27 protein-coding genes are annotated in these 26,487 nt (G+C 60.0%); 12 read left to right on the top strand and 15 right to left on the bottom strand.

Going from position 1 to position 26,487, the window contains the following annotated elements:
* Window positions 1-20: 20 nt before the first annotated feature.
* From G9X67_RS26080 to G9X67_RS26035, 10 genes are all read right to left on the bottom strand, one after another.
* Complete coding sequence (locus G9X67_RS26080; protein ID WP_171600011.1) at window positions 21-1,016, bottom strand: biotin-dependent carboxyltransferase family protein; 996 nt, start codon at window positions 1,014-1,016, stop codon at window positions 21-23.
* Complete coding sequence (gene pxpB / locus G9X67_RS26075) at window positions 1,013-1,720, bottom strand: 5-oxoprolinase subunit PxpB (protein WP_171600010.1); 708 nt, start codon at window positions 1,718-1,720, stop codon at window positions 1,013-1,015. The genes G9X67_RS26080 and pxpB overlap by 4 nt, the downstream gene beginning before the upstream one ends.
* Complete coding sequence (locus G9X67_RS26070; RefSeq protein WP_171600009.1) at window positions 1,717-2,139, bottom strand: acetyl-CoA carboxylase; 423 nt, start codon at window positions 2,137-2,139, stop codon at window positions 1,717-1,719. Before G9X67_RS26070 ends, pxpB begins: the two co-directional genes overlap by 4 nt.
* Window positions 2,136-3,521 carry an acetyl-CoA carboxylase biotin carboxylase subunit gene (locus tag G9X67_RS26065; protein ID WP_171600008.1) on the bottom strand — a complete coding sequence of 462 codons (1,386 nt, stop codon included), beginning with the start codon at window positions 3,519-3,521 and terminating at the stop codon, window positions 2,136-2,138. The genes G9X67_RS26070 and G9X67_RS26065 overlap by 4 nt, the downstream gene beginning before the upstream one ends.
* Window positions 3,521-3,961 (bottom strand): biotin/lipoyl-containing protein, encoded by a 441-nt coding sequence (locus G9X67_RS26060; protein WP_171600093.1) that lies wholly within the window; start codon window positions 3,959-3,961, stop codon window positions 3,521-3,523. The genes G9X67_RS26065 and G9X67_RS26060 overlap by 1 nt, the downstream gene beginning before the upstream one ends.
* 483 nt (window positions 3,962-4,444) lie before the next feature.
* Window positions 4,445-4,819: a hypothetical protein gene (locus tag G9X67_RS26055; RefSeq protein WP_138334530.1), complete on the bottom strand. Its 375-nt coding sequence runs from the start codon at window positions 4,817-4,819 to the stop codon at window positions 4,445-4,447.
* 30 nt (window positions 4,820-4,849) lie between these two features.
* Window positions 4,850-5,455, bottom strand: a complete 606-nt coding sequence (locus G9X67_RS26050) for a hypothetical protein (protein WP_138334531.1) — start codon at window positions 5,453-5,455, stop codon at window positions 4,850-4,852.
* Window positions 5,456-5,463: 8 nt separating this feature from the next.
* Window positions 5,464-6,795: a hypothetical protein gene (locus tag G9X67_RS26045; RefSeq protein ID WP_138334532.1), complete on the bottom strand. Its 1,332-nt coding sequence runs from the start codon at window positions 6,793-6,795 to the stop codon at window positions 5,464-5,466.
* A gap of 116 nt (window positions 6,796-6,911) precedes the next feature.
* Window positions 6,912-8,786 carry an adenylate/guanylate cyclase domain-containing protein gene (locus G9X67_RS26040; protein WP_138334533.1) on the bottom strand — a complete coding sequence of 625 codons (1,875 nt, stop codon included), beginning with the start codon at window positions 8,784-8,786 and terminating at the stop codon, window positions 6,912-6,914.
* Between the two features lie 262 nt (window positions 8,787-9,048).
* Entirely contained in the window at window positions 9,049-10,119 is a 1,071-nt protein-coding gene (locus G9X67_RS26035) for a LacI family DNA-binding transcriptional regulator (protein WP_138334534.1), read from the bottom strand.
* Between the two features lie 222 nt (window positions 10,120-10,341).
* Between G9X67_RS26035 and G9X67_RS26030 the strand changes: the two genes are divergently transcribed.
* The 7 genes from G9X67_RS26030 (at window position 10,342) to ppk2 (ending at window position 18,347) form a co-directional block, all read left to right on the top strand.
* Window positions 10,342-11,295, top strand: a complete 954-nt coding sequence (locus G9X67_RS26030; RefSeq protein ID WP_138334535.1) for a sugar phosphate isomerase/epimerase — start codon at window positions 10,342-10,344, stop codon at window positions 11,293-11,295.
* Window positions 11,296-11,353: 58 nt separating this feature from the next.
* The gene (locus G9X67_RS26025) at window positions 11,354-12,586 is read left to right on the top strand and encodes an ABC transporter substrate-binding protein (RefSeq protein WP_171600007.1); all 1,233 of its coding nucleotides are present in this window, start codon (window positions 11,354-11,356) and stop codon (window positions 12,584-12,586) included.
* A 102-nt stretch (window positions 12,587-12,688) separates the two neighbouring features.
* Window positions 12,689-13,576, top strand: a complete 888-nt coding sequence (locus G9X67_RS26020) for a sugar ABC transporter permease (RefSeq protein ID WP_138334537.1) — start codon at window positions 12,689-12,691, stop codon at window positions 13,574-13,576.
* Window positions 13,576-14,460 (top strand): carbohydrate ABC transporter permease, encoded by an 885-nt coding sequence (locus G9X67_RS26015; protein ID WP_168322807.1) that lies wholly within the window; start codon window positions 13,576-13,578, stop codon window positions 14,458-14,460. Before G9X67_RS26020 ends, G9X67_RS26015 begins: the two co-directional genes overlap by 1 nt.
* 7 nt (window positions 14,461-14,467) lie before the next feature.
* Complete coding sequence (locus G9X67_RS26010; protein WP_138334538.1) at window positions 14,468-15,550, top strand: ATP-binding cassette domain-containing protein; 1,083 nt, start codon at window positions 14,468-14,470, stop codon at window positions 15,548-15,550.
* An 83-nt stretch (window positions 15,551-15,633) separates the two neighbouring features.
* Complete coding sequence (locus tag G9X67_RS26005; protein WP_138334539.1) at window positions 15,634-17,286, top strand: GMC family oxidoreductase; 1,653 nt, start codon at window positions 15,634-15,636, stop codon at window positions 17,284-17,286.
* Between the two features lie 146 nt (window positions 17,287-17,432).
* Window positions 17,433-18,347: a polyphosphate kinase 2 gene (gene ppk2 / locus G9X67_RS26000; protein WP_138334540.1), complete on the top strand. Its 915-nt coding sequence runs from the start codon at window positions 17,433-17,435 to the stop codon at window positions 18,345-18,347.
* Between the two features lie 115 nt (window positions 18,348-18,462).
* Here ppk2 and G9X67_RS25995 read toward each other — a convergent pair whose 3' ends face one another.
* Window positions 18,463-19,338: an aldo/keto reductase family oxidoreductase gene (locus G9X67_RS25995; protein ID WP_138334541.1), complete on the bottom strand. Its 876-nt coding sequence runs from the start codon at window positions 19,336-19,338 to the stop codon at window positions 18,463-18,465.
* 107 nt (window positions 19,339-19,445) lie between these two features.
* Here G9X67_RS25995 and G9X67_RS25990 point away from each other — a divergent pair, with 107 nt between their 5' ends.
* Entirely contained in the window at window positions 19,446-20,354 is a 909-nt protein-coding gene (locus G9X67_RS25990; RefSeq protein WP_138334542.1) for a LysR family transcriptional regulator, read from the top strand.
* 116 nt (window positions 20,355-20,470) lie between these two features.
* On the opposite strand, the gene G9X67_RS25985 is transcribed toward G9X67_RS25990, so the two are convergent.
* From G9X67_RS25985 to G9X67_RS25970, 4 genes are all read right to left on the bottom strand, one after another.
* Window positions 20,471-20,950, bottom strand: a complete 480-nt coding sequence (locus G9X67_RS25985; RefSeq protein ID WP_138334543.1) for a pyridoxamine 5'-phosphate oxidase family protein — start codon at window positions 20,948-20,950, stop codon at window positions 20,471-20,473.
* Window positions 20,951-21,058: 108 nt separating this feature from the next.
* Entirely contained in the window at window positions 21,059-21,253 is a 195-nt protein-coding gene (locus tag G9X67_RS25980) for a hypothetical protein (RefSeq protein WP_062940459.1), read from the bottom strand.
* 60 nt (window positions 21,254-21,313) lie between these two features.
* Window positions 21,314-21,550, bottom strand: coding sequence for a 30S ribosomal protein S21 (gene rpsU, locus G9X67_RS25975; RefSeq protein WP_003538346.1), 237 nt, complete (start codon window positions 21,548-21,550; stop codon window positions 21,314-21,316).
* A 40-nt stretch (window positions 21,551-21,590) separates the two neighbouring features.
* Window positions 21,591-21,743 carry a hypothetical protein gene (locus G9X67_RS25970; protein WP_171600006.1) on the bottom strand — a complete coding sequence of 51 codons (153 nt, stop codon included), beginning with the start codon at window positions 21,741-21,743 and terminating at the stop codon, window positions 21,591-21,593.
* A gap of 454 nt (window positions 21,744-22,197) precedes the next feature.
* Between G9X67_RS25970 and rapA2 the strand changes: the two genes are divergently transcribed.
* The 4 genes from rapA2 (at window position 22,198) to G9X67_RS25950 (ending at window position 26,464) form a co-directional block, all read left to right on the top strand.
* Window positions 22,198-22,908: a calcium-binding lectin RapA2 gene (gene rapA2, locus G9X67_RS25965; RefSeq protein ID WP_138334544.1), complete on the top strand. Its 711-nt coding sequence runs from the start codon at window positions 22,198-22,200 to the stop codon at window positions 22,906-22,908.
* Window positions 22,909-23,101: 193 nt separating this feature from the next.
* Entirely contained in the window at window positions 23,102-23,290 is a 189-nt protein-coding gene (locus G9X67_RS25960; RefSeq protein ID WP_138334545.1) for a hypothetical protein, read from the top strand.
* 86 nt (window positions 23,291-23,376) lie between these two features.
* On the top strand, window positions 23,377-24,669 hold the full coding sequence (locus G9X67_RS25955) for a LuxR C-terminal-related transcriptional regulator (RefSeq protein ID WP_171600005.1): 1,293 nt from the start codon (window positions 23,377-23,379) through the stop codon (window positions 24,667-24,669).
* A 304-nt stretch (window positions 24,670-24,973) separates the two neighbouring features.
* Window positions 24,974-26,464 (top strand): DUF4173 domain-containing protein, encoded by a 1,491-nt coding sequence (locus tag G9X67_RS25950; protein WP_138334548.1) that lies wholly within the window; start codon window positions 24,974-24,976, stop codon window positions 26,462-26,464.
* Window positions 26,465-26,487 lie beyond the last annotated feature (23 nt).

Here is a 26,487-nt window from a genome sequence, read left to right as displayed (position 1 = left end):
CGGCCTTTGGGCGACACGCATCAGGCCATCGCCTTCAAGGCGCGCTTGACCATTCGGGATGTCTGCCTGACGTCCTCGACATAGCCGGCGACAGCCTGCTCCACCTTGCGCGCCTCGGCATGCGTCGAACGAACGAACTTCAGGCGGGCGCCGATGCGGGCTTGCCCGAGCCGCCAGAGATCGCATTCGATCACGCCGGCGATCTTCGGATAGCCGCCGGCGGTGTTGGCATCGCTCATCTGCACGATCGGTTCGCCGCCGGGCGGAACCTGGATCACGCCGGGCACGACGCCGTGGGAGCGCATTTCGATGGACGCAGTCGGCGTGATGGGCTCGCCTGATAAGCGGTAGCCCGTCCGGTCGCTTCGGGAGGAAATCCTCCAGGTCTGGCTCCAGAAGGCTTCGCCATCGCCGGCGAAAAGATCATGCTCGCCGGCAGGCAGGGCGCGGATCGGCAGCGTGCCGTCGACAGCAGCCGGGAAGACATCGCGCAGCGCCACGGATGGTTCGACGACGGCGAGACCAGGGGCCGGAAGCATGACCAACTCTGCGTCCTCGCCGACCGCGATCCGATCGCCCTTCGCCAAAGGCCGGCCGGCATTGCCGCCGAAACCGCCGCGAAGCGACGTGCTTTGCGAGCCCATGACAACGGGAATATCCAGCCCGCCTCCGAGCGAAATATAGGAGCGCGCAAGCCGCGGGGGCTGTTTCAGTTCGAGAACCTGTCCGGGCTCCGCGACATTGGCGCACCAGGGAAGCAGTTCCGATCCGTCGAGATGAGGATTGCCGTCGGCGCCGGTCACGGCAAAGACCATGCGCCGCTCGAAACGCAGGCTGAACGGGAAGGTCTGCACCTCTATCGTGGCGGCATTTTCGCCATTGCCGACGAGAATGTTGCCGATCCGGACCGCAAGCGGATCCATCGCGCCGCTGGCCGATACGCCGATATCGCGATAGCCGGGACGGCCAAGATCCTGCACCGTGTTGAACGGGCCGCTTTCGATGATCTCGATCATAGCTCGATCCTTGCCGGCAGGAACCGCACCGTATCTCCCGGCGCCATCATGGCGGGGGTCGGCGACGTGGGGTCGAACATCTCAAGCGTTGCGAAGCCGATGGAATTCCAACCATTCGGACCTGTGAGCATGGCGACGCCAGTCTGCATGCCGCCGATGGTCACGCAGCCCTTCGGCATCTTCAGCGAGGGCACGGTTTTACGCGGCATGTAGATACGCGGATCGAGGCCATGCAGATAACCGAAGCCGGGAGCGCTGCCCAAGGCGAAGACACGGTAGGTTGCTTCATGATGGATGCGGACAACCTCGCGGTCGCTCAAGCCCGAGAGATCGCAAAGGGCGGGAAGATCCGTCGCATATTCGCCGCCATAATGGACGGGGATCTCGATGATCTTGCCCTTGAGATCGATGCTACGGGCATTCTCCCATGCCTCCAGCAGCCGGGCGATCACCGCATCAGGATCCTCGGGCGTCTCCTTGAGGATCACCAGCAGATTGGTCATGCCCGGAATGTTTTCCGCAAGGTCCGGCCAGCCCTTCACGGTCTGGGACAGAGCCCAGATCCGCCGCTGCGCGATGAGATCGAAGTCGCCTGGCGCCTCGAGCAGGAACGATCTGGCGCCGATCGAAGAAACCCGCGCCAGGCTTTTGGTGGCCGGAACGATCTCGCGTTGCGATGCATGTCTGTTCGTCGTGACGATCATGATGGGAGCCCGATTTCGAACAGAGGATCGCCGAAGCCGACCAGTGCGCCGGGCTCGGCGAGCAGCCTGGTCAAAACACCGGAACGGCCGGCGCGAAGGGGAAGCAGCATATGCCCTACCCCGACGAAGCCGACGATATCCGCATCGGATATGGAGCGCGGCAGATCTTGCGGCGTGGCGGAGGTCGGATGCTCGAGACAGAAGCGGCCTGCCATCGGCGCCTTCACGATTGCGGATGCGAAGCCGGGAGCGCGTGGCGTCGCTCCGGTCGAGCTGATCCGAGTGCCGTCTTTTCCAGCGACGACGATGCGAAGCTGTCCGTCCGTCCGGGAGATTTCGAGACCGTTCACGCCCGCGGCCGTCAACGCCTCGGTGAGCAATGCGATGGTCGCCGGATCGCTGAAATCGATCGCGCTCATGCCGCCCTCCGCAGCTTCAGCCATTGTTCGAGATAATGGATATCTGTCTCGCCGCGCGCGAATTTGCCATCCTCGAACAGGGCGCGCAGGAAGGGGATATTGGTGGATATCCCCTCGACCTCAGTGCCAGCAAGCGCTTCGCGCATTCTTGCCATCGCTTCGGCCCGCGTCGGCGCATGGACGATCAGCTTGGCGATCAGAGAATCGTAATAGGGCGAGACCTTGTAGCCGGCATGAATATGCGTGTCGACACGGATGCCCGGGCCAGCGGGTAAAGCCAGATGGGTGACGACACCCGCCGACGGCAGGAAGGTTTCCGGATCCTCGGCGTTGATGCGGCATTCGAAGGAATGGCCATCGCATGTCACATCGCCTTGGTTGAGATTGAGAACGTGACCCTGAGCCGCCCTTATCTGCGCCTGGACGATATCGACACCGCTGGTCATCTCGGTGACGGGATGCTCGACCTGAAGTCGCGTATTCATCTCGATGAAATAGAAAGCGCCATCCTCATAGAGGAATTCGAAGGTTCCGACGCCCCGGTAGCCGATCTGAAGGCAGGCCTCTACGCAAGCCAGACCGACCGGCTGGATGATGTCGGGCGCGATTCCCGCTGCCGGCGCCTCCTCCACCACCTTCTGATGACGGCGCTGCATCGAGCAATCCCGGTGGCCCAGCCACACGGCATTGCCGTGATCGTCGCAAATGACCTGTATCTCGATGTGGCGCGGATGCTCTAAGAATTTCTCCATGTAGAGCGAGGGTGAACCGAAGGCCTTGCGGGCCTCCTCCCGTGTCAGCGCAATTGCTTCATGGAGCAAATCGGCCTTTGGCACGACACGCATGCCGCGTCCGCCGCCGCCCCCGGCCGCCTTGATGATGACGGGGTATTCGATTTCCAGCGCTATGCGCTCGATCGTGGCGGGGTCATCGGGCAGCGCGGTATCCGGACCGGGAACGCAGGGGACGCCGGCTGCCATCATCGCCCGCTTTGCCGAGATCTTGTCGCCCATGATCGCAATCGAGGAAGATGTCGGACCAATGAAGATCAGCCCCGCCTTTTCGGCGGCGTCGGCGAAGGCGGCGTTTTCCGATAGAAAACCGTATCCCGGATGGATGGCGCCCGCACCGGCGAGACGCGCCGCCAGAAGGATGGCATCCTGATTGAGATAGCTCTTGGCAGCACTCGACGGACCAATGCAGAGAAAGCTGTCGGCGGTGCTGCCGTAAGGCGCTTCCCTGTCCGCCTCGGAGCAGATGGCGACCGTCTTGAGACCAAGTTCGCGGCAGGCGCGCTGGATCCGGACTGCGATCTCGCCGCGATTGGCGATCAGGACGGTATCGAAGCGGCCGGCCGCGGATTGTTCAGACGTTTCCGGCATCAGCCAATCTCCGCCAGCAGATCGCCGGTCTCGACCTCGCCGTCGTCGATTTCGGTGAGGTGTGTAATGCGCCCTGCCCGCGGCGCGGCGATCGCGTTGAAGACCTTCATTGCCTCGATGATGAAAAGCGTCTGCCCCTCCACCACCTCGTCACCGATCGCGACGAATGGCGGTTCCCCAGGCGCCGGGGTCCGATGCAGAACGCCGAAGACCGGCGCCTTCACCGCATAGGTTTTCTCACGCCTCGAAGGCGTATCGGCGCCGGCATCCTGGGCGAGGCTTATCGTCGATCCTGCCTCTTGCTGGGTCTCGGCAGCAGCCTCCTGACCCGGCGACATGCGGAAGATCCGAACCGTCACGTCCTTCTCCGTCACGGTCAGCTCGGTAATGTTCGATCGTCCGACAAAGTCGATCAGCGTCTTGATCTTCGAGAGGTCCATATGCGTGCTCGGAATTTCAAATTCCACCTCGCGAACCTGACATTTCAAGTCGCTCGGTGTTGTGATTTTTCGTAGCACGATGCGTCGGTTGATGGGGTCAGACGAAGTTTTGATGGAGTGCAATCCGCACTTTGCGGGGACAATTCGCTGAACACTTGCGAAGTCCCTCGACGGCGACCGGCGGCCGCTGGAATCCCCTGCGAGAACAGATCGTTTTGGCGAGATCCGCTCTTGATGGGATTCGAACCCGCAACCGCACTCGTTTCTCGGTCGGACGCTTCCGCAAATCACTTATAATTCTACCGGCGAGATGAAATAGAATCCATGGAAGAGCAAAGCGCTTTTGGAAGCGGGGCTGCCGTACGGCATGATCCACGCGTTACCTCGTGTGCCCTCCGTCGCAGGTCGGTGGGCCGGAAGCGCTGGACGACGGCGGTCAAGGCCGGCGAACCTTATCCCGCAATCGACAAAGCGATGTCGAAGTCAGACAAGTTTGAAAGTTTTTCGCGCACCTTCAAACTTACCATTCATATCATCCAGTTTTACAGCAACCCAAAACTCTGTTTTTTCATCGAACGGGCCAGCGTCAAGCTCTGGTTTAACAATTAACGACAAAACTCTATCTGTGCTCGTGGCAGAATCGTCAGTATCTATTTTGATTTTATAAGTTTCTTTCTTGTCGCTGGCACTTGGGTTTGAAACATCATCACTACCGTCTTCTTTGGTAGATATATATACATATATCTTATTGCTGAAGCCGGAGCCTATGATTTTAAATGGCGTTCGAACAAGTAATGGAGCAACTACAGTCGCTGGCTCGAGGCGCTCGATTTTAACTTTAGGGTTCACGGTGGGCATATTATCCTCCCTAGTCCGCTTTATATTAGATTAGTCGTTATCGCCCGATCTGCGAGGGATGAACCCGCCTGATCTGGACATTACACCACCAGAGCGGGACAGGGCACCGCCCGATCTGGACATTGCGCCGCTCGTCATCCCTCGAGGATCAGCAGAAACCTCGGCCGACAGCAGGATTTGCTCAAGGGTTCCTGTTTCGGCATCGAGTCTCATTGAGACATCACCTTTGTCATAAATCCAGACCCTCATGTCCTTAGCCAGAGCTCCGAATTGAGAACCAAGGCCGGTTCGTGCACTCGAACCAGGCGACCGATACAATCTGTCATACTCGATATCACCGTCCACGTTCCTCGGGGGCGGATCGTCTGGATCGGCCCCAGGACCGTGGACAACGAAGATGGCTGGTCGACCAAGTTCAATGAATGCTCCCTCAAAGGAGAAAGCAAAGATCCGCGCCAGAACCGCATCGGTCGCACCAAGCTGGTCCCTCAGAAAATTATTTCTCCCTGCTATTGGTACGCTTAGATTCTGGTAAATGGGTCCGCCTCTGAGAATCAGATCACTCAGTGGGCGCCCGAAGAGATGTATCGCTGATATGCCGAGTAAGGTTTCATTGTCTGCCACGTCTCCCTCCATCTAACTGATTATTGACCGTTCATTGATCTCGACAGCAAAACTTTCTCGCGATAGTTCATCTTCGGAAACTCCAGATAATCTATCGGCAACAACGTGCGCGCAGAGAGGACATGACTGTGATCCTCGCCACCTTTAATATGCGCGCCGGCGTGCAGCTCGCCGATCGCCCGTCGCCTGAAGTTTCTGCTGATGATCCGTGCGAATTGGCCGGCACTTTCATTACGATCAATCGCAAGCATCGTCCTCGCGACATCGCCGTAGTCCAGAAAGTCGGGAGCAAGAGCCCACAAGGTTTCCGCCAGATACGTCCCAACGATATCGCGCGAGTCGAGCAGTGCTTCTACAAAACCATCTGAGTTCCGCGCGAAGGCGCGGTCGAAAGCATGCTGCACGGGCGCCTCGGCAGCCGGATCGAACTCGGCAATATCTGCGAGGTCTTCGACGGCACGCGAGATCAAGCCGCGCACCACCAGGCTCTCATGGAAGATATCGACGAGGATGTCGAATATCGCGCCGGTGAGCGGTTGCGAGAGCTCATGCTCGTCCTTCCACCCATGTGCGAAGTCGGCCATCGTCCTTTTGTTGTTTGCCGACCGTATCTGGCGATGTGGCGAAAATTCCGAGAAGCGCGCTAGGCGATTTGCCCGGTAAAGGTTGCCGCGTGTCTCCGTGAGAACATTGTCGATCACGGACGGAAAATGCATGGCCGCGATCAGCGACACGCAGTCGGAGAAGGCCTCCTGGAAGCCAAGATATTCGGGGTACTCGGTTCCCGGGCGCGGCACGCCCAGTACGCTGAAGATGATTGCGTGCCCCACCTCATGAGCGATGACGTCAAAATCCAGGCTAAACGGAAGGACGCGCCCGTCGTTTTCGAACTGGCTCCCAACTTCGAGGAAACCATAGCCGTATTGAGCGTTGTCCCATCGCTGCAGGATCGAGATTTCCAGACGGTCATAATGATCGCGAAAATGCCAGGTGAGCGGCTGACCGAGATAGCGCTCCCACACATCCAGTGTGAATCGCACGCAACCAAAAACATGTGCGGCTTCAAAGCCAGCCATCGAAGGTCGCAGATAGTCGAAATTGCCGCACCCATCGGGGTTGGCCGGCTCGAGGATTTTCCCGGTCCAGGGCGGCAGATACATGTACGGCGTTCCGAGCGGTCCGCGGTTCGCACCGTAAGGACCGGTCTTGCCAACCGGCTCCACAACGAACATCCGATCGTCGGCCGGCCCAGCTGTCAGGCTGCCCAGCGGAGACGACACTTCGACAATCTCGGGACTGGACCAATCATCTTCAAATGGAGGCTGTACAAAAAGTCTGAACCGGGCGCCCATCCGCTCCCCCTCAAAAGACTTTTATGGTTGCCAGTTTAAGTTGACCTTCGGCGCTCGCGAGAATTTTAGCAAGTAATGAAATAGTATTAGGGTCGGCTTGCCAAATGTACCGGGCGTTATTCAGACGGCTCAACCAACCTCGAATAGCGCGGGTGACTGCGAATGGAATCGAGGTCGGAATCGTTCTTGAACCACAGCCGCATCTCGATGCCGACTTGAGGCATCCAGACCTCAAGCAAATCTATCGCTCTGTCGATTTCGCCAAGCAGTGCATAGGTGCAGGCGGCATTGTACTGGATGTTTATGTCGTTGGGATCCGTCGCCAGCGCGCGCGCCAACCATTCCAGCGCCATGTCGCGGACCCCGAGAAAGGCCAGCGCCGTCGCTCCCAGGCAGGCAACATTGGCATTTTCCGGATGGAGCCGCAGTTCCTCCTCCGCCCTTTTCAACGCGATCCGCGCATAGCTGCGGGCCTTGTCTATTTGCCCGAGCGAACGAAAGACGTTCACGAGCATGATCGGCGCACCATAATCGGCAGGCTTGATTTCCATTGCGCGCTGAAAGTGCGTAGCCGCCAGTTCGAACTGACCGTCGGTGACGCAAAATTCGGCATAGTACCGGTTCGCCTCGTGGCAGTTGGCGTCCAGCGACAAAGCCTGCTCGAATGCTGAAACCGCCTCAGCGCGATTGCCGGCCACCGCCAACGCAAACCCCCTGGCTGCATGTGCCTCCGCCAGATTGGGATCGATAACGAGCGCCGTCGCCGTGTTCGCGAGAATGGCCTCCACGGGGATTTCCGCGCCGAACTGAGACCGTAGACGCGCATCGCAAACCGCGATGCCGGCATAGGCGCGGGCATAGCCCGGATCCAATTCGATGGCTCTGGCGAAACTCTGCCTGGCCATCAAATGGTTCGAGCGCGAGGCAATATGGTAGTATTCGCGCCCCCTGAGGAAATGTGTATAGGCTTCAACGCTTCCTGTCGGCGCCTGCTCGATAGCTTTCTTCTCCTCCGGAAGCAGCTTGACCTTAAGCTGCTCGACGATCGCCTTCACGATCTCGTCCTGCATTTCGAAGATGTCGGTGAGGTCGCGGTCGTAACGCGCCGCCCAGACATGGCCGTCGCTGGCTGCTTCGATCAATTCCGCATTGATCCTTACATGATTGCCTGCCTTGCGGACGCTGCCCTCCACGATATAGGCAACGCCGAGTTCTCCGGCGATGCGCTGCAGGTTTTCGTTCCGGCCTTTCCACGTGAAAACTGTGTTGCGGCTCAATACGAATAGGCCTGAAACATTCGATAGGTCCGTGATGAGATCTTCGGTGATGCCGTCGCTGAAAAAATCCTGCTCGGGATCGTTGCTGATGTTGGCGAATGGCAGGATTGCAACGGATGGCTTGTTGACGGGTGCCCGTGTGTGGACACCTGCGGCGGGCGGAACCTCCTCGCTGGAGGCGACATTGCCCCAATCGGCAAAATAGACATGGACCGGACGGGAAATGTTCTTGACGTTCATGGCGCCCTGATCTGCGAAATCGAGACCGAGCTTGTTTGCGACTTCGTGGCGCACTGCCGCCGAACAGGCAATGCCGCCGGGGGCTGCAAGGGCTTGCAGCCGGACCGCCACATTAATGCCGTCCCCATGAAAGTCATCCGCATCGAAGACGATATCGCCCAGATTCAAGCCTATTCGGAACGCAAAGTGCCTGTCCGCTGGAAGCCCCATGTTGCGCTCCAGCATGCCGCGCTGGATTTCGACGGCGCATCGTGCAGCACTGAGCACGCTCCCGAACTCGACCAGGAAACCGTCGCCCATCAGCTTGATTATATGTCCGCCATGGGTCGCGACAGCGGGATCGAAGAGCTCGCGGCGATGCTGACGAAGAGCGTTGAGCGTCTCCTCTTCGTTGGCTTCCAGGAGACGGCTGTAGCCTACTACATCGGCAGCCAGAATAGCCGCCAGTCGACGCTCGACAAGTTCTGCGCACATGCCCGTCTCCCCAACGTGCTGGTGGCAATACTATTCAATTCTAGAAGCCGGCCAGTAATGTTGCCGGACGATTATATTAATGACAACTAAAATATCTCTCTTGCACGCCAAACCGGCAATTAACATCCTCCAGATTCGGCCATCTGGTGACTATCGCCTTCGAAGGGCTACTGGATCGTTCTCCCGACCCTGGTGGACGTGCTGCGGCGATTGAGCTCGGACGGTCGTGGCGCAGTAGAACGATCACGGCTTGCCGGCTCCGTCAGGTCTTTGGAGGAGCGACGCTCTCCCGCAGAATAAGCTTGCTGCGGATGACGGTACGGACCTCCCCCGCTTTTTGCCGCTGGTCAATGGCGTCGAGCAGGAGATCGACCGCCGCGCGTCCCATCTCTTCCACAGGCTGCTCGATTGTCGAGAGCGGCGGGGAGGAGAATTCGCAGACGGGCGAGCCGTCGAAGGAGACGACGGACAGATCACCCGGAATGCTCAAGCCCGCACGCTGGATACGGCTGACAAATGAGATAGCCATGTCATCGCTGGTAGCGATGACTGCCGTCGGCCTTTCCGTCAATGTCGCAAAATCGTCCGCTGCCTGCACTCCGATATCGAAGCCGTGTTGATAATCGAGATGACCGCCCGAGCGACGCACCAGTTCCTCGGACAATCCCGCCGCCTCGAGCGCCTCGAGCACGCCGCCGTAACGCTCGACATCGTGATAATTGCCTTCGGGCCCGGCCAGATAGAAGAACCGCCGGTGACCCAGCCGGATGAGTTCGGCCGTGACGTCGCGCACCGCCTCGCGGTCGTTGGTCACGACGCTCTGCAGGCCGGCATCGCTCATGTCGAGCAGCATCGAAACGATCGGCAGGCCGGAACCGCCAAGTGAGCGTCCATCCACTTCAGGAAGCTTCGACGACAGGATGATGGCGCCGCGCACGCTGCCGCCAAAGGCGAGGTCGAGAATATGCCGTTCGGAAATCTCGTCGCGATCGAGGTTGGCGATCATCAGGTTGTAGCCGCCCTGGATCAGCGACTTGTTGATGCTCTGCAGGACCTGCGGAATGATCTGGGAGACCCCGTAATAGAGCGATCCCGGCAGGATGATCATGACGATGTTGGATTTGCCGACCCGGAGACCGCGCGCCATGGCATTCGGCGTGTAGCCGAGCTGCCTCGCTGCAGCATTGATCTTGGTGCGCGTCTTTTCGTTGACCCGCCCGGGATTGGCAAGCGCCCGGCTGACCGTTGAGATCGCCACACCGGCGAGCCGCGCAACATCGGCCATCAAGGCACCCGATTGCTCTTCTCCTGCCACATCCTTGTTTTTATTCACTTTTATTTCTCTCTCCCGGATGCTTCGATTTGCAACTTTAGGGCAGGCGACGATTTATAGCAAACGTTTGCCAAAAATCGCTTGCTTAAAAAACCAGCTTGATTATCATTTGGTCATGGCAAACGATTGCCAATCCTTAATGCTTTGAAAATCCATGGCTTATTGGATGCGGAACACCCCTTCCGCACGCGGGTAGGCCATGCCTTGGGAAATGGATAGGTTATGGCTACTGGCGAAAGGCTGCGCTTCGGCATCGATCTCGTGACATTCTTCCATCCCGGCTTCTGGGGCGTCGACAGCCATGAAGCGATTGTCGATCATGCACGCGCCGAGCCGCGCGCCTTCTGGGACAAGATCCTCGACAGCGTCCAGGCCTCCGGCGTTACCGGCGTCGAGCTGACCTTTTCTCCCTTCAACTGGCAGGACGCGATCAAGACCTATGGTTCCATCGACGCCTTCGCCGCCGAACTGGCAAGACGCGGCTTGACGCTGTGCAGCGGCTTCTTCGCAGAGCTCGAGGCGGCCGGCGACTTTGCCGATCCCGAAGCCCAGAGCGCGCTGATCGACAAGGCCGAACGCTATGCCGACTTCCTGAAAGCCTGCGGCAGCGACATCATGGTGATCGGCGCGCCGTTGCGCCAGACGCTCGGCGCCCAGCCGGTGCAGTTTCATGATTTCGACCGCGCCAAGGTGATCGCCGATTTCCTCAACCGGCTCGGCGCGACCCTCTATGCCAAGGGCGTGCGGCTGGCGCTGCACACCGAGGCGCACTCGATCTTTGCCGCCGCGCGCGATGTCGACCTGATGATGCTTTTGACCGACCCGGCCTATGTGCATATGTGCCCCGACACGGCGCACATCATCGTTGCCGGCTCCGATCCCGTCCAGCTTGTCGATCGCCATCACGAGCGCATGATCATCGCCCACTGGAAGGATGCGATCGGTCCGATGCCCGCCGATACCCCGATCGACAAGCACATCCATGAACGCCACCAGCCCTATTTCTGCGACTTCGGCCTCGGACGGGTCGACTGGCCGGCCTGGATCCGGCTGCTGCGCGACCGGGCCTATGAAGGCTGGGCGATCCTCGAACTCGATGCCGCGCCGGATCCCGTCCGCGACATTGCCAACGGGCTCACGCTCGTCCGGCAGGCGCTCCTGCCGATCTATCGCTGACAGTCACTCCCGAGACAACAAACGCCCCGCAAAGAGGGCATTTTCAAGAGGTGGAACTATGAAGACCATGATGAAGCTTTTTCTTGCCGGCGTGGCATTTGCCGGTCTTTTCGCCTCGGCGCATGCCGAGGACAAACCGACGATCGAGATCATGTCGTCCTGGACATCGGGCGGCGAAGCGGCAGCCCTCAATGTCATTAAAACCGAGTTCGAAAAGCGCGGCGGCGTCTGGAAGGATTCCTCGATTGCCGGCTTCGGCGCGGCCGATGCTGCCTTCCAGAACCGTATCGTCGCCGGTGACGCGCCCGGCGCCAAGCAGGGCGTCATCGGTCTCGCCGCCGCCGATTTCATCAACCAAGGCCTGTTCAATCCGATCGACGACGTGGCCGCTGCGGGCAAATGGGCCGACGCCCTGCCGAAATCGATCCACGATCTCATCTCCTATGACGGCAAGGTCTATCTTGCGCCGACCGGCGCCCATGGTGAAAGCTGGCTCTTCTATTCCAAGGAAGCCTTCGAGAAGGCCGGCATCGCGCAGGAGCCTAAGACCTGGGACGAGCTCTTTGCCGATCTCGACAAGCTGAAGGCTGCCGGCATGGTTCCGGTCGCCTGGGGTGGCCAGCCTTGGCAGCAAACCAAGGTCTTCAACATGATCCTGCTCTCGCAGGTCGGGATCGACGGCTTCCTGAAGATCTATGTCGACAAGGACAAGAGCCCGGCATCCGTCGAAGGCGTGAAGAAGACCCTGGAGATCCTCGGCAAGCTGCGTGGCTATGTCGATGCGGGTGCAGCCGGCCGCAACTGGAACGACGCAACCGCCATGCTGATCACCGCCAAGGCTGGCGTGCAGTTTATGGGCGACTGGGCCAAGGGCGAATTCACCGTCGCCGGCAAAGAACCGGGCAAGGATTATGGCTGCATGATTGTGCCGGAGTCGAAGGGCATGGTCTACATCGCCGACTCCCTCTGGTTCCCCAAGACCGCCAATGCCGAGACCGACAAGGCGCAGAAACTTCTCGCCGAAGTCGTCATGGATCCGGCCATTCAGGTCGAATTCGCCCTCAAGAAGGGTTCGGTTCCGATGCGCTCCGACGTCGACAAGTCGAAGCTGGACGCCTGCGCACAGAAGGGTGTAGAGCTGATGGCTGCGGGTGCGATCGTGCCGGACCAGGCGATCGTGCTGACGCCCCAGCAGGTTGGCGCACTCGACGACTTCGTAGACGAATACTGGAGCGGCGGCTCGAACGATGCAGGCGCTGCGGCCGAGAATTTCTTCGCCATCTTCGAGTAGGATAGTGCCTGTGGCGTCGGTCTGACCCGACGCCACAGCTGCCGGCCGCCGCCTCGCGCGGGGGCGCGAGCCCTGCTTTCCATTCCGTCAACGAGCTGGCCGATGTCCGTCAAACGCAAGCCCAATCTTTCCGCCACCATCGCGCTGCTGCCGACATGGTTCGTTGCGGTCGTGGTCTTCATCGGCACCATGGCCTGGTCGATCCTGCTGTCCTTTACCAATTCGACGCTTTTTCCGTCCTCGACCTATGTCGGCTTGGCGCAATATTCGAAGCTCTTCTCTTCCGCCAAATGGCTGGCATCGCTGCAAAACGTGTTGATCTTCGGTGTCCTTTACGTCGCAGGCTGTTTGCTGCTCGGCTTCCTGCTGGCGGCGGCGCTGGACCGCAAGATCCGCTTCGAAAGCGCCTTCAGGACCATATTCCTCTATCCCTACGCCATGTCCTTCGTGGTGACCGGGCTGATCTGGCAGTGGATGCTCAATCCGACGCTCGGTATCCAGGCGAGCGTGCGCTCGCTCGGCTGGGAAAGCTTCGTCCTCGACTGGGTGGTCAATCGCGACATGGCGATCTATGCACTGGTGCTTGCCGGCGTATGGCAGGGCGCGGGGCTTGTCATGGTCATTGCGCTTGCCGGCATGCGTGGCATCGAAGCCGAGCAATGGAAGGCGGCGCGGATCGACGGCATTCCCGTCTGGCGGATCTATGTGTCGATCATCCTGCCGCAGCTCGGGCCGGCGCTGGCCGCCGCCGGAATGCTGCTCGCCATGGGCGTGATCAAGACCTATGACATTGTCGTCGCCATGACCAATGGCGGCCCCGGCAATGCGACGGAGGTGCCGGCGAAATTCATCATGGACAATCTGTTCGGGCGCCAGAACCTCGGCCTCGCCACAGCAGGCGCGACGGTGCTTGTCCTCGGGGTGATCGTCGCCGTCGCCCCGTTCCGCTATGCGATGCACATGCGTGACAAAGCAAAGGGGGCTGCGTGATGGCCCGTTCTCATCCGAATGGCCCGAAGCCGGCACAGATCACCGCCGGGCGCATCGGCCTCTATGCCTTCCTTGTCGTCGCAGCACTTTTCTTCCTTCTGCCGCTCTACACCATGGTCGTCACCTCGCTGAAGTCCATGGACGAAATCCGGCTCGGGCAGATCTTTGCCCTGCCGGCCACGCTCGATTTCTCCGCCTGGGTGACCGCCTGGTCGGGCGCCTGCATGGGAACCGTCTGCGTCGGCATTCGCAGCGGCTTCTGGAATTCGGTGGCGATCACCCTCCCCTCGGTCGCGCTCTCGGTCTTCATCGGCGCCGTCAATGGCTATGCGCTGTCGCTTTGGCGGCCGCGCGGGGCAAACCTGCTTTTCGGCCTGCTGATGGCCGGCGGCCTCATCCCCTACCAGATCTTCCTCTATCCGATGGTCCGGGCGATGGCGAATATCGATCTCTACAATTCGCTGGCCGGTATCATTCTCGTGCATGTCATCTTCGGCCTGCCGCTGGTGACGCTGCTCTTCCGCAATTATTTCGTCAGCGTGCCGGAGGAGCTCTGCAAGGCGGCGCGCGTCGACGGCGCGGGCTTCTGGCGCATCTTTTTCGAGATCATGCTGCCCATTGCCGTGCCGATGGTCGTGGTGGTCTCCATGCTGCAATTCACCGGCATCTGGAACGACTTCCTCCTCGGTCTCGTCTTTGCCGGCCGCGACAACCTGCCGATGACCGTGCAGCTCAACAATATCGTCAACACCACGATGGGCGAGCGGACCTACAACGTGAACATGGCGGCGACGATCCTCACCGCCATCGTTCCGCTTGCCATCTATTTCCTGTCCGGTCGCTGGTTCGTGCGCGGCATCGCGGCCGGCGCAGTCAAGGGGTAACGCTTCCATGCAATCTGCCGTCTCCGTCAAGGACCTGAAGATCGCCTATGGCGATCATACGGTGATCGAGAAGATGTCGATCGACATCGCGCCGCGGGAGTTCCTGGTGCTGCTCGGCCCTTCCGGCTGCGGCAAGTCCACGCTTCTGAATGCCATTGCCGGTCTCCAGGACATTACATCAGGCGAGGTCTGGATCTCGGGCAAGAACGTCAGCTGGGAGGAGCCGAAGGACCGTGGCATCGGCATGGTTTTCCAGTCCTACGCGCTCTATCCGCGTATGTCGGTCCGCAAGAACCTCTCCTTCGGACTTCGCGTCGCACGCCTGCCGAAGGCCGAGATCGAGGCCCGTGTCGCCCGCACCGCCGCCCTCCTTCAGCTCGACAAGCTACTCGACCGGCGTCCTGCCGAGCTTTCCGGCGGTCAGCGCCAGCGCGTCGCCATCGGCCGGGCGCTGGTACGCGAAGTGGATGTCTTCCTGTTCGACGAACCGCTGTCGAACCTCGATGCCAAGCTGCGCAATGAATTGCGCGTCGAAATCAAGAAACTGCACCAGCGCCTCGGCAATACCATGATCTACGTCACCCACGACCAGGTCGAGGCACTGACGCTGGCCGACCGCATCGCCATCATGCGGGACGGCGTGATCCAGCAGCTCGCCTCGCCGTCCGAGATCTACCGCCGTCCGGCCAATCTCTTCGTCGCCGGCTTCATCGGCGCTCCGGCGATGAATTTCGTCGAGGGCAGGATCGGGCGCGGCAACGGCGCGCCGGTCTTCCGGAGCAAGGAGCTCACTGTCGATCTCTCCGGTTATTCCTTTAGAGCAGACGCAGCGGAAGGACCTGCTACACTCGGCTTTCGCCCGGAACATCTTGTGCTCGATGGGTCCACGAGCGGCCTGCCCACCATTCCCGGCCGCGTCGCCGTCGTCGAGCCGATGGGTTCGGACGCCGTTGTCTGGTTCGACTGGGCGGACCAAAGTCTCTCGCTCCGGCTGATGGGCGACGTAACCCTTGAGCCCGGCGATGCTCTGGCTCCCGGGCTCGATATCGCCAAGGCGTCCCTCTTCGGCGCTGACGGATCGCGGCTGTGACGCACCATCCCTTTGTTTTCCCGCAACTCCGGGTGCGTTTCGCGCCGTTTTGAGGATTGCTCCAGGACAGGATTTGAAAAGACATGTCTGAGATCGTCTATGATGCGCTGGTGATCGGCTCCGGCGCAGCGGGTTCCTTTGCGGTAAAAGAACTGACGGCCCAAGGGCTGTCGGTGCTGCTGCTCGAGGCTGGGCCCGCCGTTGGACCCAGGGATTTCGACCCGGCGCGCAAGAAGGCGCCGGCAAGCAGCATCAATATCTGGGAGCGTGCGCGGGCCACACTCAAGGGCCAGCCGATCCAGGCGCGCGCGGCGTTTTTTACCGAGCGCTTCAGCCACTTCTTCGTCAACGACCGCAAGAACCCCTATACGACGCCGAAGGGCGAGCCCTTCCTCTGGATCCGCGGCCGCCAGGGCGGCGGGCGCCTTCACAGTTTCGGCCGGGTGCTGCTGCGCTGGACCGATGACGATTTCAAGATCCGCTCACGCGCCGGAAAGGGCGTGGACTGGCCGGTCTCCTATGACGAGCTGGCGCCTTTCTACGACGAGGTCGAAGCCTATCTCGGCCTCTACGGCAATAGGGACAACGTCGCCACGCTGCCGGACGGCGTCTATGCAAAACCGGCAAGCCTGACGCCCGCCGAACAGATCTTCAAGCAGGCGGTCGAAAGCCGCTGGCTGGAAAGGCACGTCGTCTCCTGGCGCTACATCGCGCCGGACGCCGACCGCATGCCGCGACCGCTGCGAGACGCTCAGGCCACCGGCCAGCTGACAGTCCGTTACGACGCCGTCGTTCGTCGTATCACCACGGATGAGAAAACCGGCCGCGCCACCGGCGCTGAGTTCATCGATCGCAACACCGGCGAGGTATCGACCGCCCGCGCCGCGACATTGGTGCTTTCGGCCTCGCCGATCGAAAGCGTGCGGCTGCTCCTGAATTCGGCTTCGGCGAAACATCCGGGTGGACTCGGCAACAGCTCTGGCGCGCTCGGACGCTATTTCATGGACCAGCTTCCGTGCCTTGCTTTCGGCTCCTTTTCGAAGGCGAAGGGCTGGGCGGCGGACGAGTCCGCCCCGACCGACCCGTTCTACAATCCGTCGGGCGGGATCTTCATTCCCCGCTTCGGCGCGGGCGACGTTGCCCGCGGTGATTTCGACTACCAGGGAAGCGTCGGCCGCGCGCCAGTCTCCGAGGACAGAGATGCGCGTCTCGCCTTTTTCGGCTTCGGCCGTATGCTGCCCTATGCCGACAACCGCATCACGCTCGACGTCAGGCGTAGGGATGCCTGGAACATTCCCGTGCCGCATATCCGCTGCGTCATGCAACAGGAGGAGCAGGCGCTGCTCAAAAGGCAGGAGGAGACTCTGATCGCCATGATCAAGGAGATTGGCGGCGACCTCGAATTCATCGGCTCGCCCACCGGCCTCAAGGAGATGGGCAAGGGCGCCTTTCCCGACGCCGGTGCCTTCAGCCGCTTCATGTTCCGCAAATGGTTCCGCAAGACCATGTGCATGGGCGCGGCAATCCATGAGACGGGCGGCGCGCGTATGGGAGAAACCCGGCAAGCTTCTGTGCTCAACCCCTACAACCAGGTCTGGGATGCCCCGAACCTCATCGTCACCGACGCCAGCGCCTTCCCCGGCAGCGGCATCGCCGGCACCACGCTCACCGTCATGGCCCTGACGATCCGCGCCTGCCGGAATCTTGTCGACCGGTACCGGACGGGACAGCTATAGCCGCGCCTCGGCGGCTGAAGCGCATTCGACGTCAATCATCGGCTTAAGGGATCGGGAAGTCGCTGTTCCAGCTTCGGCTAACCGAACCGTCACACAAACTTCGCAGTGACATGCTCCTGTCAAAAAAAGGCAGGAAGGAAAAGCCTATGACTCAAACACCTCAGGACCAACTCAGCCGTATAAAGGCCGAAATCGCCGACAGCTTCGATGAAGAGCTGGAAATGCAGATGGAGGAAGACCGGCTCGACGATCTGGTCGCCGAAGGAATGTCGGAACCGGCGGAGCAGACGCTCGAGCGAAAGATCTACTTCCGGGAGCTTTTCCGGTTGCAGCACGAGTTGGTGCGGCTGCAGGATTGGGTTCAGCATAAGAAGCTGAAGGTGGTGGTGCTGTTTGAAGGCCGGGATTCGGCCGGCAAGGGAGGCGCGATCAAGCGCGTGACCCAGCGGCTCAATCCGCGCGTTTGCCGGACGGTCGCGCTGCCCGCCCCGACCGAGCGCGAACGCCATCAATGGTATTTTCAGCGTTATGTCCCACATCTTCCGACCGGTGGCGAGATCGTGCTCTTCGACCGAAGCTGGTACAATCGCGCCGGTGTCGAGCGCGTGATGGGGTTCTGCACTCCTGATGAACTCGAGGAGTTCTTCCGCTCGGTGCCCGAATTCGAACGCATGCTGGTCCGCTCCGGAATCGTGCTGATCAAATACTGGTTTTCGATCACCGATGAGGAGCAGGAATTCCGCTTCAACATGCGTATCCACGATCCACTGAAGCAATGGAAGCTGTCACCGATGGATATGGAAAGCCGTGTCCATTGGGAGGAATACACCAAAGCCAAGGAAGAAATGCTGGCGCGTACGCACAGCCCCGATGCGCCTTGGTGGGTGGTTCAGGCCGTGGACAAGAAACGGGCGCGGTTGAACTGCATTGCCCATCTTCTCGAGCAGATCCCTTACGAGGATGTTCCGAAACCGGAGATCCAGTTGCCGGACCGTATCCGTAACGCCGATTATAACAGGGCGCCGGTTCCGCCTGAAATGTATGTGCCGGAGCGCTATTGAAAGCATAGCCGCAACGGGTCGGCGGCGTTGAGGAAATAGCGGGAGCCGTATGGCTTCGCTCCGCCATGCGAGAGCGTGGCGGAGCGATCGGATCGTTTGCAGCCATCGGATGCCGTTAAGCGGCGACATCAGCCATGCGGTTCAATTCCGAGACAGCGTCATTCGGCAGCACGAGCGCGGCGGCGGCGAGGTTCTCCCTGAGATGGCCAACGGAAGAGGTGCCGGGGATCAGCAGGATGTTTTCCGCGCGACGCAGCAGCCAGGCGAGCGCCACCTGCATAGGCGTGGCGTTGAGGCGTGCGGCGACATCGGACAGGGTGGAAGACTGCAGCGGGCTGAACCCGCCGAGCGGGAAGAACGGCACATAGGCAATGCCGTCGCGCGCGAGATCGTCGATCAGGGCATCGTCCGCCCGGTGCGCCAGATTGTACTGGTTCTGCACGCAGACGATCTCGGTGATCCCACGCCCCTCAGTGATCTGCCTCGATGTGACGTTGCTCAGCCCGATGTGACGGACCAGGCCTTGCCGCTGGAGATCGGCAAGGACCGTCAGTGGCGCTTCGATCGACCCTTCGGCCGGGCCGTGCACGTCGAACATGATCCTGAGATTGACGACATCAAGCACATCGAGGCCGAGATTGCGGAGATTGTCGTGCACTGCCGCGGTCAGTTCTTCACGCGAGAAGGCCGGCATCCACGATCCGTCCGTGCCGCGCCGGGCGCCAATCTTGGTGACGATAGTGAGATCGTTGCGATAGGGATGCAGCGCTTCACGAATGATCCGGTTGGTGACGTGCGGGCCATAGAAGTCGCTGGTGTCGATGTGGTTTACGCCGCTCGAGACCGCCTCTCGCAGCACGGCCAGTGCCGCGCCATGATCCTTGGGCGGACCAAACACGCCAGGCCCGGCAAGCTGCATGGCGCCATAGCCAAGCCGCTTCACGCTACGGCCGCCGAGGTTGAACGTGCCGGACTGATCGATAGTTGACATGATCTAATTCCTTTCAAGAGATGACGCCAAGATAGGCCCAAGATAAGCATTGTCGGCGCGCGTGAAAATTGGCTATAATCCGCACGGGCTGTGCGGAGTGGCGAACAATGAAAGCAGATCTGGGCGATCTCAATGCCTTTGTTGCCGTGGCCCGTGCCGGGGGTTTCCGCGAGGGCGCGCGCGTCAGTGGCAGCAGCGCCTCCTTCCTCAGCGAAGCGGTGCGCCGCCTGGAGGCCCAGCTCGGCGTCAGGCTGCTCAACCGGACGACACGCAGCGTCGTCCCAACCGAAGCAGGCAAGGGCCTGCTGGAGCGGCTCGGCCCTGCTTTGAGCGAGGTGGAGTCTGCCCTCGACGTTGTCAACGGATTTCGCGACAGGCCGGCCGGTGCCTTGCGCCTCAATGTGCCGGTCAGCGCGGCGCGGCTGGTGCTGCCCGCCATCGTTCCGCCGTTCCTCGCCGCCTATCCCGATATTCGGCTGGAGGTGGTCACCGACGAGAGCTTTGTGGACGTGATCGCGGCCGGCTGCGACGCCGGCATCCGCTATGACGAGCGGTTGGAGCAGGATATGATCGCGATACCGATCGGGCCACGCGTCCAGCGCTTTGCCATCGCAGCCTCCCCCGACTACCTCGATCGCCGTGGCCGGCCGCAACATCCGAGCGAGCTGCTCGGCCATGCCTGTCTGTTGGGTCGCTTCTCGAGCGGTGCGATGACGGCGCCGTGGGAGTTCGAGCGCGATGGCGAGATCGTGCGGGTCGATCCGACGGGGCCGCTGATCGTGCGGGTCGGCGGAGCGACCGATCTGGCCGTCGATGCAGCGATATCAGGAACAGGGATCGTCTGCCTCTTCGAGGACTGGCTGCGCCCGCATATCGACAGTGGCGTGCTCGAGCCCCTCCTCGAACCGTGGTGGCAACGCTTCTCCGGGCCGTTCCTCTATTATCCCGGACGACGGCTGGTGCCTGCGCCGCTCCGGGCGTTCATCGATTTCGTCAAGGCATCGGCTACCGCATAATTCATTAAGCCGGAATGGATCGAAGGATAAAATGATGCAGCAATTCAGGGTGTTACAGCATCCTTTGCGCGTCTAAAAGATGCGGCGCTGTAAGGGGGTTAGTGGCCGACGATGCGCTAAAGCTTGACCTCGGCATTGTCGCCCATATCAGGTTTGGTGTTCGAGACCGCTGCCGCCGCCATCTTGATATAGCTGATGATCGTGCCCGGGCTGTCCCAATATTCGGCTGAAGCCGGCGTCATCTTGAGGATGCGGATGGAAGGATCGTCGGGATTGTCCCACCACGCCTTTGCCGGCGTCGCCCATAATTCCCTGATTCTCTCCCGGTCGTTTTGCACCTCGGCCGTCCCCGATACGGAAACGTATTTCTGTCCCTTGGTGTCGGCAAAGGCGAGGCAGACGTTTGGCCAGCGAGTGATTTCATCGTCCTTGTGACTGCTGACATCGGTCAGAAAATAGATCGCATTCTCGAGCTGCGCGGTATAGGCGGACATCGGGCGGGCTCGCAGTTCGTCGCCGCTGCGGGTCGTCAGCATGCAAAACCCGATCTTGTCGATCAATTCCCATACCCGTGTCACATCGTCTTGATTGGTCATCGTCATCTCCATCTATACAAGAGACGAAGTAACCATCTGCCGCGGCCGATGTTCCCAGTCGGCGGGCCTAGTGAGCCCATTCCCAAGATGATCGAGGCACGCAGTCGATCAATGGACGCTTGGGGTTCTCATGACCGTTGCAAAGTCTTCGGCGACCAGTTCGCTGACGGCGATGAGAACTTCCTCCCGGGAAAAGCCCGATGTCAGAGCACGTTGAATCAGATCCTGCAGATCCGGCTCCACGACATCGCGGCAATCCTCGAGGCGTTCTTCCGAAACGGTGAGGCTATTGAGTTCGTCCATTGTCTGTCCTTTCAGGAATGTAACCACCAAAGCCCGAAAAGGCTGGTGAGGATAAAGCCGCTAGCGGGCGGCCACCGCCCGCTTCGGACCGGGCAGCAGGCCTTCACGCTGCATCTGCTTGCGTGCAGCCTTGCGATGTCGGCTGATCGCCTGCGCCTTTTCCCTGACGCGCCGTTCGGACGGTTTCTCATAGGCGCGCCGTTCTTTCATTTCGCGGAACAGCCCTTCGCGCTGCATTTTCTTTTTCAAGACTCTGAGCGCTTGATCGACATTGTTGTCTCTGACGAGTACCTGCATTTCGAGTTCTCCTTGTCTGGGATGGTGGCCCGATCGCCGCTCAGCCGAGCTGCTCGGCGATCAGAGCCTGCAATTCGCGGCGGGTGAGAAGGCAGGGAAACGGCTTCCAGCTCCTGGGAACATTGCGGACAGCCTCGTCATCCTCACGCGGATTCGCCGCCGCAACCGCGGTGGCTGTATGTGTGTTGTTCAAAAAGAAATCCTTTGCCGGCCTTGGCCGACGTTATCGATTGTTTGTGGGATTGCCCATCACGCAGCCTTAAGGCGCGCGCCGATGCATAAGCGTCTCAAGCAGCAGCCGGCAACGGCTTGGATTTCCGCTTGGATCGGGTACATCCAGCAACATAGGGCTCGGCGAGCAGAATTGCAACGGATAGCCCGGATGGCATGGCGCGGGCACCGCTAATCGCCTTCAGATATACTCGGTGCCATTTTATTCAAGTTAGCCGGGTATAGTTTTTGTCGAATTTTCTTCAATTTGGCGCGAGAGCGACATTATTCCGCCAGAATGGAAGCAACGCGAAGATCGCCATCGAAATTAACCTTCTGTTAAATAGGCCATTGACTTGTAGTATTAATAGGTTGTTAAAGGAGCCGCTCGCTGAGGTCGAAATTGACCCGCTAATAAACAATTTGAGGAGAGAGCAATGGCTTCGCCGATACATGCAACTGATGATAGTGCAACATTTCAAGAAACCGACGTTATTTCCGGAAATCTGCTTTCCAACGATTCCTCCGACAACGGCCACCTGTTCCTGCGCGCCTTCGACGGCGCAAGCGTAGGCGCCAAGAGCGGCAACAGCCAGGTTACCCAAATCCAGGGCGATTACGGCACCTTCTTCGTCAAGCCGGACGGCAGCTACACCTATGTCCTGAGCGACGCTGCCAAGATCGGTTTCGCCAACGGCGAATCGTTCCAGGAGAAGGTTTCCTACAAGATCTCCGACGGCAGCGGTCATACCGACGTCGGCCTGTTCACCCTGAACATCCAGGGCGTCACCCAGGTAAAGCCGATCGCTGTTGACGACCACTACAGCTTCAACGAAGGCGACGCCATCGGCGGCAACGTTCTGGACAACGACATTGCCGGCGACAATGGTCACCTCTTCCTCCGCCAGTTCGACGGCACGAATGTCAGCGCTAAGAGCGGCCCCGACGCTGTTACCGACATCGTCGGCGACTATGGCGTCTTCCACGTCAAGCCGAATGGCGAATTCACCTATGAGCTGACGGATGACCTGGCTGCTGGCCAGACCGTCACGGAAACCGTCCAGTATTACAAGATCTCCGATGGCGAAGGCCACACGGACGCTGGCGTTCTGACGCTCAACATCACGGGCACCGACGCTCTCGTTTGATCAGCAGTCATAGATCAGTGAGACATGACGCCCGCCGCGCAATCGGCGGGCGTCTTCGTATATCGGCCTGATTGACGCAAGTCCGCCGGGGGGAGCCAATCATATTCCGATGGTCTGCAAAACGGCATAATTCTTTTTAGCTAGTTCTTATAAATGCCGGCGTGGCGTAGTCTTGATATTCGGAGGACACGCCGTGACCGAACACATCGAACCCAGGCAAGTCGAAACAGACGATCTGACGAAAGTCTGGTCCGTGACGGAGTTCTGCGCTCGTCACCGCATAGATTCCGAGGAACAAGCGCTGCTGCTCAAACTCTTTGGGCCGTTCGCGACCGCCTCCGAATTGCTTCACAATGCCAAGCGCGCGCCAAGGTTCAGATGAGGCCTCCTCCATTTCTTCAACGATCTTCTCACAAATCCCGGCAAGTCATTCGGTGAACGAGACGGCGCAAGATATCGCCTGATCGGGTGACGCTCGCTATTTTGCCTCTCCTTAGACATTTAGGCAGTAATCGAAATGGTGCGATCGTTGCATTTGGCGGAACCATCGTCGTGAAAACGAGCGGCGCTGATATGGATCATGTCGATATCGTTGATGCTGTCTATCAGGCGGCGGTCCGTTCAGAACTATGGCCGGATACGCTGTGCGCGATCGTTGATTACGTCGGTGCCGTCGCCGGAAATATTGTCTATCAGGCGCCCGATGGCCGCGGCAGCTTTCTGATCCCCGGCCGTATGCGCGAAGATTTGAATGCGCTCTATCTACAGCATTACACGAGCAACCCCTATGCCCGCGCATTCGAGAAGGTAAAGCCGGGCGAGATTGCAGTCGGCAATAGGTTGATCGATGCAGAGGCCGTAAGGCATTCCGCGTTTTACGCCGATATCTGCAAGCCTCAAAACATCTTCAATCAGCTCTTCCTGCCGCATGCCAGCCTGCACGAGCGGGGAGGTATCGGCGGTGTCGCTCTGTTCCTGTCTCGTCAGCAAGACGAGCACGCCGCGGAAGCGGCAGCACGGTTAGGGCGGCTGAGCCCGCACATGGCGCGGGCGATCGATCTTTCCTTTCAGGTAAACCGGATCGCCCGCGCACCCGAATTGCCGCAACGGCTGATCGATGCAATCGCGGATGCGGCTGTGCTGATCGATGGTCGGGGTGCGGTCCTTCTCTTGAATGCGGCAGCCGAAGCACTGCTCAAGCAGGCCGACGGCATTTTTCTCAGCCGATCCGAGAGGCCCTCGCTTGCCGCCCATATTTCGAAGACATCCAGCCGGCTGGCGAACGCCATTCGTCAGGCTTTGCTGATAGCCGATGGCGAAGACACGCCTTTCGACGGGGCATTGTCGATCTCCCGGCCATCGGGTTTGCCGCCCTATCTGGTGATGATCACGCCGCTTGCACCGACAGCGGTTTCGATATGGGATGCGGTTGATAGTGGAGCGCGCGTGCTCATTCATATCGTCGATCCGGAAGCGAAGACGCGTCGGCAAGCGCAACAACTGCAACACATCTTTGGCCTGACCGAAGCCGAAACCCGGGTCGCCGCACTGATCGGCAGCGGAATGAATCTGCCCGAGATTGCCCGGGTTCTTGGAATTTCGTCCAACACGGTAAAAACCCACACCGGCCGATGCTTTGGCAAAACGGGGGTGCGATCCCAGGCGGCTCTCGCCAGGCTGATTGCCTCGATCCCGATCGCCGGAAACAGGCCGGCGACGCCGTCCCGCACGAATGGAAAGAGCCGTCCGCGGCAATCGTAAATTCTACTAGGCTATCTTCACGCGATGATCTGGAGAGGCCTGCTGCATGACCTCATAGGTCCGGGTGATTTTCCTGAATTGCTGCTCACTCTCTGCACAAAATCTGCAATCCGGCGCGGCATTCTTCCGCCATGAGCAAGAACGACATCCCCCTCGCGCCACGCCGTCCGGCTTTGCCGGATCGCCTCCGCAATGACGGATGGTGGCTGACGGAGGCGAGCTGGCCTCGAGGGACCGCCTCCGAGGAGACCCCAGCAACCATGCTCATCGTGATCGAAAAGCGGCATCTACGAGAGGAGCACCAATGGACACAACCGACACGCTGACAGAAGCAATGCCGATCAGGCGTGGCAGTGGCCGGATTACCGCGCTGTTTGCACTGGTGGCGCTGTCTGATTTTCTGATCTTTGGTGAGATGCCCGGGATAAATCTTTTCCTGTTTGCACTCGCCGTCTGCACCGGCATTCTACTTTCGGCCGGGAAGATCCGAGCGCCGTCAATGGCTGCTCTCCTGTTTGGTTTTTCGGTTCTGGCCTCGGCACCTCTGCTGGAAGCGCCCTCATTCACCGGCATCGCCCTTTGCTTCAGCGCGCTGATAGTGGTTGCTCTCGTCGGCGGCAGGCTTATGCCTCGCAGTCTGATCGGTCTGCCGCTGGTGTTTCTCCGTTTCACTCTTGTCATTCCCTTGCGGCTTGCCGACGATATTAGGAAATATCTTAAGACGCCGGCCAAACGTTTCTCCTTCACTGTCGTTTGGCAGGGCGTCGGTCTCTGGATCATGCCTCTCGTTCTCGCCGCAATCTTCGTGTTCCTTTTTGCGGCTGCGAACCCGCTGATCGAGATCGCGCTGCGCAGTATCCGTTTTGCCGTTCTGCTGCAGTTTCTCGACCTTTGGCGGATCGGCTTCTGGATGATGATCGCTACTGTGGTCTGGGCGATGTTGCGGCCGCGCCTGAAGCGGCGCGCTGCGAGGTCGCAAGCCAGCAGGGCGTTCGTCATCGTGCCGACCAGAAATGCACCGTTCGGCCAGGCCTCGCTGCTGCGGTCGCTGCTCCTCTTCAACGCGGTCTTTGCGGTGCAGACGCTTCTCGATCTCGTCTATCTCTGGGGCGGCGCAGATCTGCCCGATCACATGAGCCACGCCGAATATGCTCATCGCGGCGCCTATCCGCTGATTGCGACGGCGCTTCTGGCCGCCGGTTTCGTTCTTCTCGCCATGCGGCGCGGCGGCCCCGGCGATCAAAGTTCGCTGATCCGCGGCCTCGTCCATGCCTGGATCGTCCAGAATGTCCTTCTCTGCCTGTCCTCGATGCTGCGGCTCGGGCTTTACGTCGAGGCCTATTCGCTGACGGAACTGCGCGTCGCCGCCGGTCTCTGGATGGGCCTCGTTGCCATCGGCCTTGTCTTGATCCTGCTGCGCATTCTGCTCAATCGATCCAACGAGTGGCTGATCGCCACGAACCTCGCTTCCCTGATTGCGGTGCTCTACATCAGCGCCTTCATCGATTTCCCTGATGCCATCGCCCGCTTCAATGTCGTCCACAGCCAGGAGATCAGCCAGGAAGGTCCGCCGCTCGACCTCGATTATCTCTCCTCGCTCGGTCCTTCCGTCATTCCGGCGCTCGACCTCTACCTCCTCAAGTTGCCGGATCACCTGATCGAAAAGAGGAGCCAAGCGGTGACAGTTCGGTACTACCTCGCCAGGAATTTTGAGAGGCGCCGGCTGGACTGGCGGAGCTGGACCTTCCGGGCGGCGCGGCTGGAGAGTTATCTTCTGGCTCCCATTGCAAGATAGAACGAGAACGATAACAACAGGCA

Source organism: Rhizobium sp. WYCCWR 11152 (assembly GCF_013087615.1).
In the GTDB taxonomy this organism is placed as follows: Bacteria; Pseudomonadota; Alphaproteobacteria; order Rhizobiales; family Rhizobiaceae; genus Rhizobium; species Rhizobium indicum.
Note: the sequence above shows the minus strand (reverse complement) of the source record. Positions and strands in the feature narration are given on the sequence as shown.

What these genes read in the sequence shown, in the direction of transcription:
- G9X67_RS26060 (WP_171600093.1), bottom strand. Translation starts at nt 3,961, where the DNA reads ATGGACCTCTCGAAGATCAAGACGCTGATCGACTTTGTCGGACGATCG.
- G9X67_RS25995 (WP_138334541.1), bottom strand. Translation starts at nt 19,338, where the DNA reads ATGTCAACTATCGATCAGTCCGGCACGTTCAACCTCGGCGGCCGTAGC.
- G9X67_RS26030 (WP_138334535.1), top strand. Translation starts at nt 10,342, where the DNA reads ATGGCTACTGGCGAAAGGCTGCGCTTCGGCATCGATCTCGTGACATTC.
- pxpB (WP_171600010.1), bottom strand. Translation starts at nt 1,720, where the DNA reads ATGATCGTCACGACGAACAGACATGCATCGCAACGCGAGATCGTTCCG.
- G9X67_RS26065 (WP_171600008.1), bottom strand. Translation starts at nt 3,521, where the DNA reads ATGCCGGAAACGTCTGAACAATCCGCGGCCGGCCGCTTCGATACCGTC.
- G9X67_RS25990 (WP_138334542.1), top strand. Translation starts at nt 19,446, where the DNA reads ATGAAAGCAGATCTGGGCGATCTCAATGCCTTTGTTGCCGTGGCCCGT.
- G9X67_RS25980 (WP_062940459.1), bottom strand. Translation starts at nt 21,253, where the DNA reads ATGGACGAACTCAATAGCCTCACCGTTTCGGAAGAACGCCTCGAGGAT.
- G9X67_RS26070 (WP_171600009.1), bottom strand. Translation starts at nt 2,139, where the DNA reads ATGAGCGCGATCGATTTCAGCGATCCGGCGACCATCGCATTGCTCACC.
- G9X67_RS26045 (WP_138334532.1), bottom strand. Translation starts at nt 6,795, where the DNA reads ATGGGCGCCCGGTTCAGACTTTTTGTACAGCCTCCATTTGAAGATGAT.
- G9X67_RS26040 (WP_138334533.1), bottom strand. Translation starts at nt 8,786, where the DNA reads ATGTGCGCAGAACTTGTCGAGCGTCGACTGGCGGCTATTCTGGCTGCC.
- G9X67_RS25950 (WP_138334548.1), top strand. Translation starts at nt 24,974, where the DNA reads ATGGACACAACCGACACGCTGACAGAAGCAATGCCGATCAGGCGTGGC.
- G9X67_RS25985 (WP_138334543.1), bottom strand. Translation starts at nt 20,950, where the DNA reads ATGACCAATCAAGACGATGTGACACGGGTATGGGAATTGATCGACAAG.
- G9X67_RS26020 (WP_138334537.1), top strand. Translation starts at nt 12,689, where the DNA reads ATGTCCGTCAAACGCAAGCCCAATCTTTCCGCCACCATCGCGCTGCTG.
- G9X67_RS26080 (WP_171600011.1), bottom strand. Translation starts at nt 1,016, where the DNA reads ATGATCGAGATCATCGAAAGCGGCCCGTTCAACACGGTGCAGGATCTT.
- rapA2 (WP_138334544.1), top strand. Translation starts at nt 22,198, where the DNA reads ATGGCTTCGCCGATACATGCAACTGATGATAGTGCAACATTTCAAGAA.
- G9X67_RS26025 (WP_171600007.1), top strand. Translation starts at nt 11,354, where the DNA reads ATGAAGACCATGATGAAGCTTTTTCTTGCCGGCGTGGCATTTGCCGGT.
- G9X67_RS26010 (WP_138334538.1), top strand. Translation starts at nt 14,468, where the DNA reads ATGCAATCTGCCGTCTCCGTCAAGGACCTGAAGATCGCCTATGGCGAT.
- G9X67_RS26005 (WP_138334539.1), top strand. Translation starts at nt 15,634, where the DNA reads ATGTCTGAGATCGTCTATGATGCGCTGGTGATCGGCTCCGGCGCAGCG.
- G9X67_RS26055 (WP_138334530.1), bottom strand. Translation starts at nt 4,819, where the DNA reads ATGCCCACCGTGAACCCTAAAGTTAAAATCGAGCGCCTCGAGCCAGCG.
- rpsU (WP_003538346.1), bottom strand. Translation starts at nt 21,550, where the DNA reads ATGCAGGTACTCGTCAGAGACAACAATGTCGATCAAGCGCTCAGAGTC.
- G9X67_RS26050 (WP_138334531.1), bottom strand. Translation starts at nt 5,455, where the DNA reads ATGGAGGGAGACGTGGCAGACAATGAAACCTTACTCGGCATATCAGCG.
- ppk2 (WP_138334540.1), top strand. Translation starts at nt 17,433, where the DNA reads ATGACTCAAACACCTCAGGACCAACTCAGCCGTATAAAGGCCGAAATC.
- G9X67_RS26015 (WP_168322807.1), top strand. Translation starts at nt 13,576, where the DNA reads ATGGCCCGTTCTCATCCGAATGGCCCGAAGCCGGCACAGATCACCGCC.